The organism is Paenibacillus sp. P36, assembly GCF_045866505.1.
Taxonomy (GTDB): domain Bacteria; phylum Bacillota; class Bacilli; order Paenibacillales; family NBRC-103111; genus Paenibacillus_E; species Paenibacillus_E chondroitinus.
This window is the reverse complement of sequence record NZ_AP038372.1, coordinates 366,342-381,785: the sequence shown is the minus strand read 5'-3', so window position 1 is coordinate 381,785 and position 15,444 is coordinate 366,342. Positions and strand designations below refer to the sequence as shown.

Below are 15,444 nucleotides of genomic sequence, written 5' to 3'. Positions count from 1 at the left end.
AGGCATTACCCGAGTACATCGTAATCGTTCTTTGAAACCGGTCGAACCAAGTTCAGTACGCCCGTGCGAGCTAATGCTTTTGCCAAGTAATAGGCGAATACCCCAGCTATAATGGCGGAACCTGCAAGACGAAGCCCAATAAATAAGCAATAATTCCAGAATGTTAGCTGATCGATATAGCCATAATATTTATCTACAAGCAAAGAAAGTGCAGCGGATGCGAACGAAGCTAGAACGGTTACACCCACATTCGCCCGGCGATACATGAACAATGCGAAGACGATCTCTGCGCCAAGCCCTTGAAGAATACCATACGCAAGCGTCGATACTCCCCATGATCCTCCAAAAAGAGCCTCAATCGTCGCGGCTGCAACTTCAGCCAATAAGGCGACGCCTGGTTTACGAATAACGAGGAAAGCAAATGTAGCCGCCATGAACCACATCCCGTAGCTTAACTGCTCCGCGTGTAGACCGATCGGTTTTAGAAGATCATACATGGGTCCCCATATGCGATAAATCACCCCAAATACCGCCGCGATCACGATGGTGACCAAAATATCGGTCAATTTTAACCCTTTTGCTCCTGTTCCTTTTTGTGCCATTTCTTCTTCCCACTCCTTTTCCTGGATACCTTTTTGTTAAAATGAGATAGGCGAACACGAAAAAAAGCCTACCGGGATGCGGCAGGCATAAAATTAGTGCAGAAAGAGGCACTCCAATTCTCTACGCTGGCATTACCCAGATCAGATTAACGGTCAGTGGCATAGGGCCACTATCTCAGCCTGACTTCATCAAGCACCCGTGTTGCTATTCATTTGGCTTAACTGTAGCGGATTACTCGATATTTGGCAATGCCTTTGGAGAAATTATTTATCCATCAAAAGTTTTAAATCCAGTGTTAATCCATATAACTGGCGGATGCTGTCAACAATATCTTCCACCCGTTTCTGCTGTACTTCCGCGCTGGCAAGCACTTGCTGCACGGATGCGGCGGACTCTTCCGTTATCGCTGCCACGGATGTCATCTCCTCGGCCACCTTCTGGGAAGACACTTGCAACTGCTGGTTCATGCGCTGCAAGTTCTCCGCTTGCTCCATGACCTCAGCTGTATTCGTGTTAATAACCTCGAATAGCTGATCAACACTTTCCGCTGATTTTCTGCCCGATTCTACCGCCAGTTTGCCAATGGCGACCTTCTCAACTGCGGTCTCCACCTTCTGTTGAATGGAACCTAGAATCTCTGAGATATCCGTTGAAGCTACATGAGCGTTCATTGCAAGCTTCCGAATCTCTCCGGCAACTACGGCAAACCCTTTGCCATGTTCCCCGGCTCGAGCTGCCTCGATGGACGCATTGAGCGATAGAAGATTCGTTTGATTCGCGATATCGGCAATCGTTGTCACGATATTTCCGATTTTCACATTTTCTTCGTTCACTTCATTCATGATGCTCGACGTTTCCGTTACGATCACGGTAATATCCTTAATTTTATGCGTCAGATCTTCCATCTGGCTTTTGCCTTCATTCGTCATCCGAGCTGTATCCCGGGATCTGCTGCTCATCGTGTTCGATGCGGAAGAGGTCATCTCCACCGTCTCATTCACATCTTGGATAGCCGTTGTAATGTCTGTAATGGAAGTGGCTTGAGATTCAATGCCGATGGAAATTTCCTGAAAAGCCGCAACGACTTCTTCTGTGATTCTGCCTGTCACGGAGGCATTTTCATGAAGCGTGTTACTGGATGTTCCCAGTGCCTCTGTTGTCGTACGGACGCCTGTCAGAACCTCTTCCGTCTTCATCCGTGACACCTCGGACTCCCGACCGCTCTGAGCTACACGGCTTAATAATCGGAATCCTATCTGGCCTTGACCTATTAGCGTAATGATGATTAGCACATAAAAAGCATTGATAGCAATATAGTCAATCGGACCCGATAACGTGGAACAGAAATAGTTCAAATTAACGATTCCGATAACGCCATTAAGCAGTAACGGCTTATAATCCATATACAAGGAAACCAGCGCTAAACTTAAATACAAGATAAGCATGCTGGACAAAGCGTGATTATGCGTCATAAAGAAATATGAAATCACATTAAGGCCTATGGCAATGATATATTTGGTGTAAGTGACCCCGATTTTCCTCCAGATCAGCAGCGTGCAAATGACCGCAATAGGCGCTCCAAAAGTCAGCAGCGTCATAACAACTCCCATGGATCTATAGGAAGCCCCCATTCCTAACACCAAACAAGCCCATAACAGCTTCACCATTAACCCGTTTCTTTTATGTAGTTCCAGCATTTGTGCTGTCATTTGGTCATACCCCCTCTTTTCTATAAATTTTTCTACAAAAATAGACATTTACTTACATGATTCAACAATTGAAAGGGAAAATCCTCCTTTTTTTATGTCCAAAACGGGATCTTTACAAAGAATTTGACTTCTTGCCTCTATCGAAACTACAATATGTAGTGTATGACGGATTATTAACGTAAAGGAGCTCATATCAAATGGATACTACCACCATGCAGAACGGGTCGAATCTTACTGCAATTTTGCTTTATATAGGGGCAGCACTCTTCATTTTGGCCGTCATTGGTTACGTGCTTGCCGCGAAGACGAACAAAGCGAACACGAGCAAGCTGAAAAAATCCGAGAAGCAGGCTCTGCACAAAAAGCACAAGACTTGGATGCTGCTGTCTCATGCTCTTATAATTTTAGCGGTTTGTTCTTTAGGAACTTCTCTGATCCAAACCTCATCCAACAAATATAGCGTCGAAAAGCTTAATTACAATGCGCCTATCGAAGTCACGACGGATAAGGATTACGGGCGCAATCATGATGAAGGTATGCTGACCTACGAGATGAAAATCCCAACTTCAGGCACGCATAGCCCGCATGATTTAAAGTTTGGTTTTTACAAGGAAAGACCGACATATGCGATGCTTGTCCATAACTTGGAGCACGGCGACATCATCATCTACTACCATCCCGATGCGCCTCAAGAACTCAAGGATCGCCTCGACTATTTGAGCCATTTCAAACAAGCTGGCGCCGGTGTGCTAGCTGTACCTAACCCGGATGTGCCCAGCGATAAAGAGGTTGTCGTAACCGCCTGGACGAAAACTATGCAGCTTCCTAAATTTGACGAAGCCAGCGTGGGAACTTTTATCTACCAGTATATCGATAAAGGCCCAGAAAAGATCCCGCCTGAAGTGCGCCGTGGCGGCGGAACGATGTAATCGATCCTAATAGACGAGCTCCCGTTATTTACGGACGTTTTCGCGGTCGGAGACAAGATCCGTCGGCACTAGCCCGGTCAACCTCTTAAACACACGATAAAAATAGGACGCGTCATTGTAACCGATGAAATCGGATATTTCCGTCACCGTTAACGCCGAATGCCTGAGCATGTATACAGCGGTTTTGATCCTGGCTGCATGCACGAATTCACTGATCGTCTGTCCTGTCACTTTGCGAAAAAGGGTCGCCGCGTAGTTCGGCGATCTGCTAATGCAGGCACCCAGTTCCTTTTTGGTGACATGCTCCCGGTAGTGGTTCTGGATGTAGCCCTTCATCTGCTCGACTAGTTGCAGCGTAGCACTAGTTGCAGCTTCTTGGTCCCACTCTCGATGCAAATAAACGAACAGCTCTGTTAGCAGCGCTTCACACAGCGTCTGATAATAGGGCTGTTTGTCCTGCCATTGCTGATGGATATGTCGCAGCCGGTCTAGAATCAGTTCATATTTGTTCGTAATTCGACTCATGGCGCTGGATAGCTTAAAAAGTGGAAATGACGCTTGAGCTTGAACGGCTCTCGGATCAAATTGAACGACATATTTTTCGTGCAGCATGGTTGGAACACTTCGTCCGTAAAAGGGAATACTGCTCGGGATAAGCAGCCATTGCCCCTTCTCCAGCACCTGCTTTTTTTCCTCGATCCAATACACACAGCGGCCGTAAGTAACAAGTACAAGCGTCCAATCTTCACATCCCTCCTGTGATTCCCCGTACCAATTGCTGCTTTTATCATACGTGTAACTTGTTACCTTCATTTTCCACCACCTGAATACTATATTTCATATAGCATACTATATTTCATGGAATATTGTCGAAATAAGGCATATAATGAAGCCAAAATTGATTCGTCCACAACGAAAGGAAGTCCTAAACAATGCGTAAAACGAAAATCATTTGTACCATGGGACCTGCTTGCGATTCCGTCCCGACTCTTAAGGAACTCATTCGCTCCGGTATGAGCGTTGCCCGACTTAATATGGCTCATGGTGATTTGGATGAGCACCGCGGACGCATTCAGCGCGTTCGTCAAGCGGCTCAGGAGTTAGGTGTTGTCGTTCCAATTCTGATGGATATCAAAGGACCGGAAATCCGCATCGGACAACTGAAAGATGCTTCTTATGATTTGAAAGCCGGCGATCGCATCGTCCTGACGACAGAACAAATCGTCGGGGATGGCAGCCGCGTTTCCGTAAATTACCCTGGCCTCCCGCAGGACGTTAAGCCAGGCAACCTTGTGCTTATCGATGACGGCTCCATTGAGCTTCGCGTTGAATCCATCGATGGCACGGAAGTGATCTGCAGCGTCTTGAATCAAAGTGTTCTGAAGCAGCGTAAAGGCGTTAACTTGCCAGGTGTTCGCACCTCTCTGCCAGGTGTCACTGAGCGTGACGTGATGCACATCAAATTCGGTATCGAAGAGAACATCTCCATCGTCGCGATGTCGTTCGTGCGTAACGGGAACGATGTTCAGGAAGTTCGCGGCATTCTGGAGCAGCATGGCGCAGGTAATACGCCGATTATCTCCAAGATTGAGAATGAAGAAGGCATGACGAACTTCGCTTCAATCCTCGAGGCATCCGACGGTATCATGGTTGCGCGCGGTGATCTTGGGGTTGAAATTCCGACAGAAGAAGTACCTATCGCGCAAAAAGATATGATCCGTGCTTGTAACCTAGCCGGCAAACCGGTTATTACAGCAACGCAAATGCTGGATTCCATGCAGCGTAACCCGCGTCCGACACGCGCAGAAGTGAGCGATGTCGCGAACGCCGTGCTTGACGGCAGTGACATGGTCATGCTTTCCGGCGAAACCGCTGCAGGCAAATATCCCGTCGAGTCCGTGACGATGATGGCGACCATTGCCGAGCGCGTTGAGCAGACGATGGAGCGCAGCTCCATGATCGATGCACAGCTGCAATCGAACAACGAAGTGACGGAAGTGCTGTGCCAAGCGGTTGTATCTTCCGCGAATAAGCTGAAGGCAGCGGCGATTCTGACGCCGACAGAGAGCGGTTTTACTGCACGGATGATCGCCAAGTACCGTCCGGAGGCGCCGATTATTGCGGTGACGTCCAACGAGTACGCGATCAATCTGCTTAGCATGGTACAGGGCGTAATCCCGATCCATGGCGAGTTCTGCGAGTCGACGGATGCGATGATTCGCTCGGCGATCGGACATGCCGAAACGCTCGGCTATGTGAAAAAAGGCGACCTTACCGTCGTTTCCGCAGGTGTTCCTGTCGGGAAATCGGGAACGACCAACCTGTTGAAGGTTGAACGGGTTTAAGTCGGTTAAGTTGGTAACTAGTTTGGAGAGAATCGGATAGATCGGATAAAAAGAGAGATTAGATGGATCAGGAGAGATCCACAGTTGAGAAAAGACGCCTTATGGGTGTCTTTTCTTGCTTTTAATAACCACAGCCAAGGGGCACATTAACGGTAACTTCATCATGCACTTTTAACGGGAGGCTCCATGATTATCCGACTTGGATTCGTATCGATTGCGCTCGCGATTTTTAATAATACGCCCAGCTCGACATTTACGTATAAGCTGTTCTCACAGCGTCCGCGCGAGGAAGCCCTTCAGCGTGCGATTGCTATCGGACGCAAAAACCTCGAAGCCACGCAGCGCATCCTCTTTTACAATGCCGCTCATGGCATTCGTTTGTTTCGTCTCTCTTCGTCGCTCATTCCGCTCGCCACACATCCGGATGTGCAAATTGATGTAGCCGGCGAATATGAAAAAGAGCTCAAGAAGCTCGGCGATTTCGCCAAGGCGCATGACATTCGCCTCAGCATGCATCCCAACCAGTTCACCCTGCTGAACGGGAGCGACTCGGTCGTAGCGGCGGCGATTCAAGACTTGCGCTACCATGCTGCGATTCTCGACGGGATGGGATTGGATGAATCGGCTATCATCAACATCCACGTCGGAGGCGTGTACGGCGACAAAGCCGCCGCGACGGAGCGGCTGTTCTCGAAGATCCCCGAGGTGCCGGATCATATCATGCGGCGGCTTACTTTTGAAAATGACGATAAAACCTACACCCTCGAGGAAACCCTCGCCGTGAGCCAAAAGCTGCAGCGCCCCTTCATGCTGGATTTGCACCATGATTGGTGCAACCCTTCGGAGGCTACACCTCAGGAACTGCTCCCGCAGATCGTGAAGACTTGGGGCGAGGTCCCCATGAAAATCCATATTTCTTCTCCGAAGTCCCCAAAGGATACGAAGGAGTTTCGCTCCCATGCTGACTACATTGAGCCGGAACAGCTCGTCGCTTTCCTCAAAAGCTGCAAGGAAGCAGGACTGGACCGCGTTGACGTCATGATAGAAGCGAAGATGAAGGATCTTTCCTTATTCCAGCTGGCGGAGCAGCTCGGCAAGATCCGAGGGATTAAGCGGATTGATGGAGGCATTTTGGAGTGGTAGTTGCGGCAAAGAAAAACCGTAGAACGGGGCGGATTCCGCTTGGTTCTACGGTTTTTTTGTGTTCGGTTGAGCCGTGGGGTTTAGTGAGGGGGAAGCAACAGGTATTAGCGCCGATTACTCCCGTTATTTCCCTCGTCTCATTCATTTTTCGCGCAGATAGATGGATTTTCTACCGCTAATTCGTTCAAAACCAACCATTTTCCGGAAAACCAACGATTTAGTTGGAGCTTCTCCAGTTATTCCGTTTCCTGGGCTGATGCAGCTCGTATTAGAGGTAGATTATCCAGTTATATCAGTTAGACTGCATCTCTGGGAGTCGAGGATGTGGTGCTTCGCCCTAGAAGTCGGAGCGTTACCACACAGTCCTATCCTTCTTATCCTGCATGTCCTGTTTATCCTGCCTCTCCGGTTTATCCTGCCTGTCCCGCTTATCCAAAGCAACCGTATGAACATGCTCCTGCATCTTCACATGCTTCAAGGCGTTGATCTCCCCCCCGATAATGATGAGCAGCGCGGAGATGTAGAACCAAGTCATAAGGACAATAATTCCCCCGACACTGCCATAAGTGGCGCTATAGTTCGTAAAGTTATTCACGTAAAAGGAGAAGCCCAGACCTGTCCCCTGCCAGCCAAGGGAGGCGAATAAGGCGCCGGGGAGCACACTTTTACACGTTAGACAGGTGTTCGGAGCTATGTAATAAATGCCTGTGAAAACAATGAACAGGATAATGAAGTTAAGTATCCAGCGAAGATTGTTCCAAACGTTAACCTTCGTTGCCGCCAGATGAACATGCGCCTGTACCCAGTCGCCAATCCAATGGCCGAATACGCTCAGAAGCAGCGCTGAAGCAATAACAATAAGCATGCCCAGCGTCAGCATAACCGCCAGAAAACGCGAGTGAATAAAGCTTTTGCGCTCCGGCAAGCCGTAGGCTTTATTCACGGCTATCACGATCGCGTTCATCGCTGCGCTAGCGCTCACTAAGGCGAGGATTAACCCGAAAGACAAGGTCCCTCCTCTTTTTACATCGAGCAGATTGGTCAAGGTATCCTCAAGCCAGCTGGAAACGGCGCCTGGTATGTAGTCTTTGATTAGCGCCACCACATCGTCAGATGAGAACGGCAAGTACCCGAGCAAGCTCAGAATAAAGAGTAGAAACGGGAACAGCGACAGCAAGAAATAGTAGGCGCACTGTGCAGCCAGCCCTGTAGCATCGTGCTTTTGGAATTGGTGCCAGAGCAATTTTAAGTTAGATATAACCATTGGCGGAGTTATCCTTTCATTGCTCAAGAATTGTGATAAAATAGGTAGTTCAGTCCTGCAAGGAACAGGTGATTACCAATTAATGAACTCTCTTTCTATTTACCCTACTCCAATAAGCTCTAAACCGGCCGCTGAACGAAAGGTTCCGCATGCGCAGATGGCCCGGTTAACGAATAGCTCGGATTTTGTGCCCGACGAGGATCGGGACGCTTATTTTTTCCGCGACTTGGAACGCCATCGCATTTTGTTGAATGAAGCGCAGGTACAAGCTGTGCGCCATTTCAAGGGTCCTCTCCTCACATTAGCGGGAGCAGGCTCTGGCAAAACAACCGTGCTGGTATGCCGAGTCGCTTATTTGCTGCGCGTTCACCGGGTGCATCCGTCGAATGTGCTGCTCATTACATTTTCGAAAAAAGCCGCTGAAGAAATGCGGGAGCGCCTCGCTTCCCTGCCTGGCCTGGATACGAGTATGACTCACTCGATGCAAGTGAGGACGTTCCATGCCTTCTGCCTCCGGTTGCTGCGAATGAACGGGTTCAATCAGGAGATTCTGAGCGACGGCCGTTATCAGCAGATTGTTTTCAAACGTATCATGCTGAGCATGGGACTTCAGGATACCTACCAACCCGAGGTTCTCATCTCCATCCTCTCCTCCTACAAAATGCAGCTGATCAACGTCAGCGACCTTCCCGAAGATACGGAAGAAGATCAGGAGATGAAGCGAATTTTTCTGCAATATGAACAGTGGAAAATGGAGCAGATGAAGATCGATTTCGACGATATTTTGATTCTCGCTTATCAGCTGCTGAAGGACAATGGCGATATCCTGCGCTCACTGGAGCGAAAGTTTTCTTATATCAGCGTCGATGAGTTTCAGGATACGAACACCGTGCAGTACGAGATTATTAAAATGATCGCTCGAAATCATCAAAATTTGATGGTTGTCGGCGATGATGATCAGACCATTTATTCGTTTAATGGAGCTCGGAATGAATTTATTTTACAATTCCATGAACAGTATCCTACTGCGACGACCGTCACGCTCGATATTAACTATCGATCCACTTCGAGTATCGTGGGACTGGGCAATGCCATTATTCGGCATAACGTTCAGCGCAAGAGCAAGACACTGCTCGCCACCAAACAAAGTGAAACGAAACCGCTGTATGTGAGGCCTGCCAGCAGCGATGATGAAGCCGATTGGCTGATCAACGATATTCGCGTTAAGGTCGCTGAAGGCGGCTGCTCGTTTGGTGATTTTGCCATTTTGTACCGCACGCAAAGCAACAGCAGAGCCATTATTGAGCAATTGATTCTGCATAATCTGCCTTTTGTCGACTATGGCAGCAGCGATTCTTTCTATGAACAGTGGATGGTCAAGCCGATTATCGATCATCTTCGGATCGCTCATGAACGCCGCAATTTTGAAGCGATAGAGGGTGTCCTACCTTCATTATATATAGGGCGTGACCAAGGCATGCGGATTATTCAGGAACAGGAGGCGATTCAGGCTAAAAAGTGGCCACTGATCCACCTGTTAGGCTTGCCGCAGTTGAAGGAATTTCAGAAAGAAAAGCTTAAAAGCCGCATCCGTCTGATCAAATCGCTTGTCGAAATGAAGCCGCTGGAAGCCATCCAGGCGATCCGCAAAGACTTCTACGACTCCTTCCTGGAAACGAATAAGCGAAGTAAGCTTACGCATCACCGGGAAATGCTGAAGGAGACGCTCGACGAGCTGGAGTCCTCTGCCAAGCGTTTCGATTCGGTGGAGCAGTTCCTTTATTTTATCCATGAAGTCGCAGAAAAACGCACGGAAATGAGCGCACTGCCAAAAGACCATGCGGCGAACAAAATTTCGCTCATGACGATTCACAAATCAAAAGGCCTCGAGTTCAAGGTGGTCTACTTGCTCTGTGCTATTGAGGGCAACATGCCGCATAGCTCGGCATTGGAAGCGAACCAGCTGAACGATGTTCAGCTGGCCGGCGTCACCGCGCGCGACAAAACCGCCGCCGCGCTGGAGGAAGAACGGCGACTCGCCTACGTCGCCGTCACGCGCGCCAAAGCCGAGCTGCTGATCAGCTCGCCGGCGTATTATCGCGGGAAGAAGGCGGAGCCTTCCCGCTTCCTGCTGTCCGCGTTCCCTGACGCGGACGGGATGGTCAGCCGCAAGCCTGTGGCGGCGGCTGTGACGAAGGCAGCCGCGCCGCGGACGGCTGCTGCGAAGCCCACCGCGACGGAGTCGGTCGCGGCGTGGGTTTGCGGCCAGGCCGGCTGCAAGGCCTGGTCGCGCATTTCTTCGCCGCAGGAATCGCGGCGAACGGCGAAGGCGTGCCCCTTGTGCGGCGGGGCCATGGTCAAGGGCAGCAGGCTCGTGCCGCTCGCCCGCTAGCCCGCTAGCCCGTGGCGGCTTGCATGAGATGCCCCCTGCTTGGTTAGAATACATCCGTATCTGACCAGTTGGAGGGGATCATTTTGATCAAAAGATTCAATCGCTTAGCTATTGAACTGCCACAGCCGACAACAGCCGATCCAAACGCAGCCGCCGCTGTGCAAGAGCTGCTTGGCGGTAAATTCGGAGAAATGTCCACGCTGAACAATTACATGTTTCAGTCGTTTAATTTCAAGAATAAGACGAAGCTGAAACCTTTCTACGACCTTATTTCCAGCATCACTGCTGAGGAATTCGGCCATGTTGAGCTTGTTTCACACACAATTAACCTGTGTTTGGCCGGTGCAACGAAACCCGGTGATCCGGATTCAACACCTTTGGCAGCTGCCAAGGATGTACGCAATACGCAGCATTTCATCTTTGCTGGTCAAAATGCGCTTCCCGTGGATTCCATGGGCAAAGCTTGGACTGGCGAGAATGTGTTCAACAGCGGTAATCTTATCCTCGATTTGCTGCACAATTTCTTCTTGGAGTGCGGAGCCCGTACACACAAAATGCGCGTCTACGAAATGACCACGCACCCCGTCGCTCGCGCGATGATCGGTTACTTGCTGGTTCGGGGAGGCGTGCATGTGGTCGCTTACGCCAAAGCGCTTGAAGTGGCTACCGGTGCGGACGTGACCAAACTTATCCCCATTCCGAGCCTGGATAACAGAGCGTTCAACGAAACTCGCAAGTATGAGGAAAAAGGGGTTCACCGGGTCTTGTACCGCTTCAGCGATGAGGACTACCGGGACCTGGAGCAGATTTGGAAAGGCACACATCCTGAAGATGGCGGGGATTTAATCGTCAAAGAGGGCATCCCGGAAGGCGGCCCGATTCCAGAGTATGCAGACACTCCGGAAGAGTTTGCCCCTGGCATATTCCCGGAGGACTTCATGAAAATTGCCGCAAGACTTCAGCAGTCTGCGGGCATTCACGTATAAACAAAAAAAGGACGAAGCAGGAATCACCTGCCTCGTCCTTTTTATTATTTAAACAAGCTCTCTCAAAGCTTGGAGCGCCGCATCATAATTCGGATGCTCTTTCATTTCCGTTAAATACTCAACATAACGAACTGTATTGTCAGCATCTACAAGGAAGATGGCCCGTTGATCAAGCTGGATCTCTTTAATCAATACGCCATACGCTTGGCCGAAGTTACGATGTTTGTAATCGGACAGTGTAATGACTTTATCAATTCCGGCAGCCCCGCAGAAACGGCTTTGCGCAAAAGGAAGATCCACGGAAATCGTCAGGATGACAACATTATCCCCCAGTTTATCTGCTTCCACATTGAATCGGCGCGTCTGCGCATCGCAAGTTGCCGTGTCTACGGAAGGAACAACGGAAATCAGCTTGATTTTACCCGCATAATCCGACAGGCTCACCTCTGTCATAAGATCTTTATTCACCGTAAAATTAGGCGCTTTATCGCCAACTTTAATCTCCGGCCCTATTAGGGTGACTGGGTTTCCTCCAACTGTTGCTACTCCTGTGCGCTCTTGTACTTGTGTCATGATAGATCCTCCTGGTTGGTTAATGTCGTTTATATGTTTTGATGCCGAAAAAGGGATTAAGCTTGCTCGATCACAGCTTTAAGTTTCTCTTTGGGTTGCACGCCTACCAACTGATCCACCACTTGCCCGTCTTTGAAAACCAGCAAAGTTGGAATGCTCATAACGTTATATTTAGCAGCGGACTCCGGGTTGTCGTCCACGTTGATTTTTACGATTTTGGCTTTATCGCCAACCTCGGCGGAGAGTTCATCCAAGATCGGAGCGATCATTTTACAAGGGCCGCACCATGGCGCCCAGAAATCGACGAGTACGGTTCCACTACTTGTTTCACTTTGAAAGGTTGCATCGGAAATTTGGTTAACTGACATGGCTAATTCCTCCTAAGATTTAAGTTATTTGATGGTTATTTACTGCTGACAAGAGCAACAGCATGTTCTGAAATATATCGCTCAGCATCGAGGGCCGCCATAGCACCGCTGCCTGCTGAAGTGATAGCTTGTCGGTAAATGTGATCTTGCACGTCGCCGCAGGCAAATACGCCAGGTATCGCTGTTTTGGAAGTTCCCGGGATGACCTGCAGGTAACCCAGTTCGTCGGTTGGCAGTTGACCACCTAAGAATCCTGTATTCGGCGTATGCCCGATTGCAAGGAAAATGCCATCTGCTTCAAGCAATTCTTCTTCGCCTGTTTCGTTGTTGCGCACTTTAAGCCCTTTAACCCCAAGCGGTCCTGCCTCTACTTCCAGCGGGGTGCGGTTCAGGCTCCAGACCACTTTCTCATTGCCGCGGGCGTGATCCTGCATGATTTTCGACGCCTTCAGATCATCACGACGATGCACGACGCGTACTTCGGAAGCGAATCTGGTCAAAAATTGTGCCTCTTCCATCGCAGTATCCCCGCCGCCAATCACGATAATTTTCTTATTCCTGAAGAAAAATCCGTCACAAGTTGCGCAAGTGCTGACGCCTTTTCCGATGTTCTCGGATTCGCCAGGGATGCCCAGCTTCTTAGCCGAAGCCCCTGTAGAGATAATGATAGAATCCGCAGTCAGTTGGCCCCCACCTTCTAAAAATAACGTGAATGGCCGTTTCGACATATCCACTTCTGTTACGCGCCCCGATTGAATCTTAGCGCCGAAGCGCAGCGCCTGTTTCCTCATGTTGTCCATCAGTTCAGGGCCCATAATACCGTCCGGGAACCCTGGGAAGTTATCCACTTCCGTTGTAGTGGTTAATTGGCCGCCAGGCTGTATGCCTTCAATGACAAGCGGCTCCATGCTCGCTCTCGCTAAATAGATCGCAGCCGTTAATCCGGCCGGGCCTGTTCCGATAATGATCGCTTTGTGGTGCATATAAATGCCTCCTTTTATTGATCGTTATTTGTTTATATCGTTGATTGCTTGTTGTCTATTTCGCATTTCTTGTTTCTTATTTCTTCGTTTCTTATTTCTCACCGTTGTTTTGTTAGCAAATTAATTTGATGCAAACCTTATGAACAGATCATATCAATTTCATTTAAATTTGTCAACAATTAAATTGCATACAAATTAAATATCAGAATAGAAACCTTTTCTCCTTCCAGAAACCGGTTAAGCCTTCATAAAACATTCAGTTAGACTTCATGTGGGCTTCAGATTCCATAGGCATAATAGAAGCATGTCATCCAGACACACACACTGAAGGGAGCAATTATGACTAAAACACAAATAAGATCTAATCGCACATGGAAATGGGTATCAGCTGTCCTGCTGGTCTGCCTTATCGCATATATCGCTTTCTACCCACCAACTAAGCACGCTGCGGGCAGCGCGGGGACAGTACAGCCCGTCGCCAAAGTCAATGGCGTCAGCATCAACTCCGAACAGCTATATCAAGCTATGCTCGCAAGCGGCGGTCAGCAGACTCTTGATTCCATGATCTCTGAAGAGCTCATTAATCAAGAAGGACAAAAAGCAGGCATCACCGTCACCGACGAAGATATTGATAAAGAAGTTGCCAATGTAAAAGGCTCTTATGGCTCTGACGCTGAATTTCAACAAGCGCTCACTTCTTACGGCATGACCATCGACGATCTCAGGAAAAGCATGAAGTCGCAGGTCCTTTTGAAAAAAATATTAACGCCTCAAATCACGATTACAGATGATGAAATCAAAAAATATTACGATGAAAACCTCGAAACCTTGAAGGTTCCTGAGCAAGTTCAAGCCTCTCATATCTCCGTAGCGACGAAAGAAGAGGCAGATGCAATTGTAGCTGATTTGAAAAATGGGGCCGACTTTGCCACGGTGGCTAAAAGCAAATCTTTAGACACAGCTACCAAAGATAATGGCGGATCCCTTGGCTACATCTCTAGCGGCAATATGGACGAAGCTTTCGATACCGCGGCCTTTGCTTTAAAAGTTGGCGAAACCAGCGGCGCTGTTAAGACAAGCACGGGTTACGACATCATTAAAGTAACAGACCACAAAGCAGCTTCTACCCCTACAATGGAGGAGAAAAAGGAAGATATTAAGTCGGCGATCACGACTCAGAAACTGGCTTCCCTCTCCACCACATGGCTGCAGGATAAGAAATCGCAGTCGACGGTTGAGAACTACTTGAGCAAGCCTGAAGGAGCTTAACGTATCCTTCAATCTATCCCACTGAACGTGGAGCCAGAGGCGGCTGCCTCCACGAACAGCACCAAAAAAGGATGCCCAAGGGGCATCCTTTTTCATTTTACGGTGTACGAGTTTTCATCTCGTCCAAGCTCTTGAACTGATAGCCTTGACTTCTGGCGTCGTCAATGATTTTGGCGAGCGCCTCCGTATTATCTTTGGATACGGAATGCAGCAAAATCACCGCGCCAGGATGCAGCTGCGCCATCACATTTCTATACGCATACTCCCAGCCCTTTTGCTGCTTGGGCTCCCAGTCGCGGTACGCAATGGACCAGAACACGTTCGTGTAGCCCATCTGCTGGCTGACGGCTAGCGACTGACCGTTGAAGATGCCCCGCGGCGTGCGCAAATAATGCATCTCCTTCTGCCCAGTGACCGCGCTCACGCCATCTCTCACTTGATCGAGCTCTTTCTTGATCCGCTCAGCGGAAATTTGGCTCATATCGGGATGGCTCCAAGAATGGTTGCCAATTAAGTGGCCCTCTTGCGCCATGCGCTTAAGCAGCTCCGGCTCGGTTTTGATATAATGGCCGGTCACAAAAAAGATGGCTGGCACTTGCTTTTCTTTTAGCACGTCCAGAATTTTGCCGGTATACCCCTGCTCATACCCATTATCGAACGTCAGGTACAATTCTTTGACCGTTAGATCACCTGTAAAAATAGCTCCATGCTGCTTCAACAGATTCTTGAAGCCTTCTTCATCAATGGAGGGACGCTGTCCTTTGGTACTTTTTTTGAAGCCGAAATGATAAGACCCGTCAGCGGATACGAGCATGGCCTGTCCGAACAGCATCGCCATCACGACGGTAAGGATACGGATGTAATTCACGGGTGCAGATTC

At 49.0% G+C, this 15,444-nt stretch carries 14 protein-coding genes and 1 riboswitch; of the genes, 6 read left to right on the top strand and 8 right to left on the bottom strand.

Annotated elements, in window-relative coordinates:
- Positions 1–5: 5 nt before the first annotated feature.
- Together ACKTT9_RS01740 and ACKTT9_RS01735 are read right to left on the bottom strand one after the other, a co-directional pair.
- Entirely contained in the window at positions 6–602 is a 597-nt protein-coding gene (locus ACKTT9_RS01740; protein ID WP_407870260.1) for an ECF transporter S component, read from the bottom strand.
- Positions 603–703: 101 nt separating this feature from the next.
- A riboswitch (TPP riboswitch) is annotated at positions 704–813 on the bottom strand.
- A gap of 53 nt (positions 814–866) precedes the next feature.
- Positions 867–2,312, bottom strand: a complete 1,446-nt coding sequence (locus ACKTT9_RS01735; RefSeq protein ID WP_407870259.1) for a methyl-accepting chemotaxis protein — start codon at positions 2,310–2,312, stop codon at positions 867–869.
- A 197-nt stretch (positions 2,313–2,509) separates the two neighbouring features.
- On the opposite strand from ACKTT9_RS01735, the gene ACKTT9_RS01730 reads away from it, so the two are divergent.
- Positions 2,510–3,241 (top strand): DUF3105 domain-containing protein, encoded by a 732-nt coding sequence (locus ACKTT9_RS01730; RefSeq protein ID WP_407870258.1) that lies wholly within the window; start codon positions 2,510–2,512, stop codon positions 3,239–3,241.
- A gap of 24 nt (positions 3,242–3,265) precedes the next feature.
- On the opposite strand, the gene ACKTT9_RS01725 is transcribed toward ACKTT9_RS01730, so the two are convergent.
- A complete protein-coding gene (locus tag ACKTT9_RS01725) occupies positions 3,266–4,054 on the bottom strand; it encodes an AraC family transcriptional regulator (RefSeq protein ID WP_407870257.1) in 789 nt (262 codons plus the stop codon).
- 119 nt (positions 4,055–4,173) lie between these two features.
- On the opposite strand from ACKTT9_RS01725, the gene pyk reads away from it, so the two are divergent.
- Together pyk and uvsE are read left to right on the top strand one after the other, a co-directional pair.
- Positions 4,174–5,586: a pyruvate kinase gene (gene pyk, locus ACKTT9_RS01720; protein ID WP_127457063.1), complete on the top strand. Its 1,413-nt coding sequence runs from the start codon at positions 4,174–4,176 to the stop codon at positions 5,584–5,586.
- Positions 5,587–5,772: 186 nt separating this feature from the next.
- Complete coding sequence (uvsE, locus tag ACKTT9_RS01715; RefSeq protein WP_407870256.1) at positions 5,773–6,729, top strand: UV DNA damage repair endonuclease UvsE; 957 nt, start codon at positions 5,773–5,775, stop codon at positions 6,727–6,729.
- A gap of 352 nt (positions 6,730–7,081) precedes the next feature.
- Here the strand turns inward: uvsE and ACKTT9_RS01710 are convergent, their stop codons facing one another.
- On the bottom strand, positions 7,082–7,993 hold the full coding sequence (locus ACKTT9_RS01710) for a YihY/virulence factor BrkB family protein (RefSeq protein ID WP_407870255.1): 912 nt from the start codon (positions 7,991–7,993) through the stop codon (positions 7,082–7,084).
- 82 nt (positions 7,994–8,075) lie between these two features.
- On the opposite strand from ACKTT9_RS01710, the gene ACKTT9_RS01705 reads away from it, so the two are divergent.
- Together ACKTT9_RS01705 and ACKTT9_RS01700 are read left to right on the top strand one after the other, a co-directional pair.
- On the top strand, positions 8,076–10,385 hold the full coding sequence (locus tag ACKTT9_RS01705) for a UvrD-helicase domain-containing protein (protein WP_407870254.1): 2,310 nt from the start codon (positions 8,076–8,078) through the stop codon (positions 10,383–10,385).
- An 83-nt stretch (positions 10,386–10,468) separates the two neighbouring features.
- A complete protein-coding gene (locus ACKTT9_RS01700) occupies positions 10,469–11,371 on the top strand; it encodes a manganese catalase family protein (RefSeq protein WP_157323658.1) in 903 nt (300 codons plus the stop codon).
- 48 nt (positions 11,372–11,419) lie between these two features.
- On the opposite strand, the gene tpx is transcribed toward ACKTT9_RS01700, so the two are convergent.
- Genes tpx through trxB form a run of 3 tightly spaced genes read right to left on the bottom strand, consistent with a single transcriptional unit; the run spans position 11,420 to position 13,295 of the window.
- A complete protein-coding gene (gene tpx, locus ACKTT9_RS01695) occupies positions 11,420–11,944 on the bottom strand; it encodes a thiol peroxidase (protein ID WP_407870253.1) in 525 nt (174 codons plus the stop codon).
- Positions 11,945–12,000: 56 nt separating this feature from the next.
- The gene (gene trxA, locus ACKTT9_RS01690; RefSeq protein WP_315955058.1) at positions 12,001–12,312 is read right to left on the bottom strand and encodes a thioredoxin; all 312 of its coding nucleotides are present in this window, start codon (positions 12,310–12,312) and stop codon (positions 12,001–12,003) included.
- Between the two features lie 35 nt (positions 12,313–12,347).
- Positions 12,348–13,295: a thioredoxin-disulfide reductase gene (gene trxB, locus ACKTT9_RS01685; RefSeq protein ID WP_407870252.1), complete on the bottom strand. Its 948-nt coding sequence runs from the start codon at positions 13,293–13,295 to the stop codon at positions 12,348–12,350.
- Positions 13,296–13,634: 339 nt separating this feature from the next.
- Between trxB and ACKTT9_RS01680 the strand changes: the two genes are divergently transcribed.
- On the top strand, positions 13,635–14,564 hold the full coding sequence (locus ACKTT9_RS01680; protein WP_407870251.1) for a peptidylprolyl isomerase: 930 nt from the start codon (positions 13,635–13,637) through the stop codon (positions 14,562–14,564).
- A 97-nt stretch (positions 14,565–14,661) separates the two neighbouring features.
- Here ACKTT9_RS01680 and pdaA read toward each other — a convergent pair whose 3' ends face one another.
- Positions 14,662–15,402 carry a delta-lactam-biosynthetic de-N-acetylase gene (pdaA, locus tag ACKTT9_RS01675; RefSeq protein ID WP_157323793.1) on the bottom strand — a complete coding sequence of 247 codons (741 nt, stop codon included), beginning with the start codon at positions 15,400–15,402 and terminating at the stop codon, positions 14,662–14,664.
- Between the last annotated feature and the right edge of the window lie 42 nt (positions 15,403–15,444).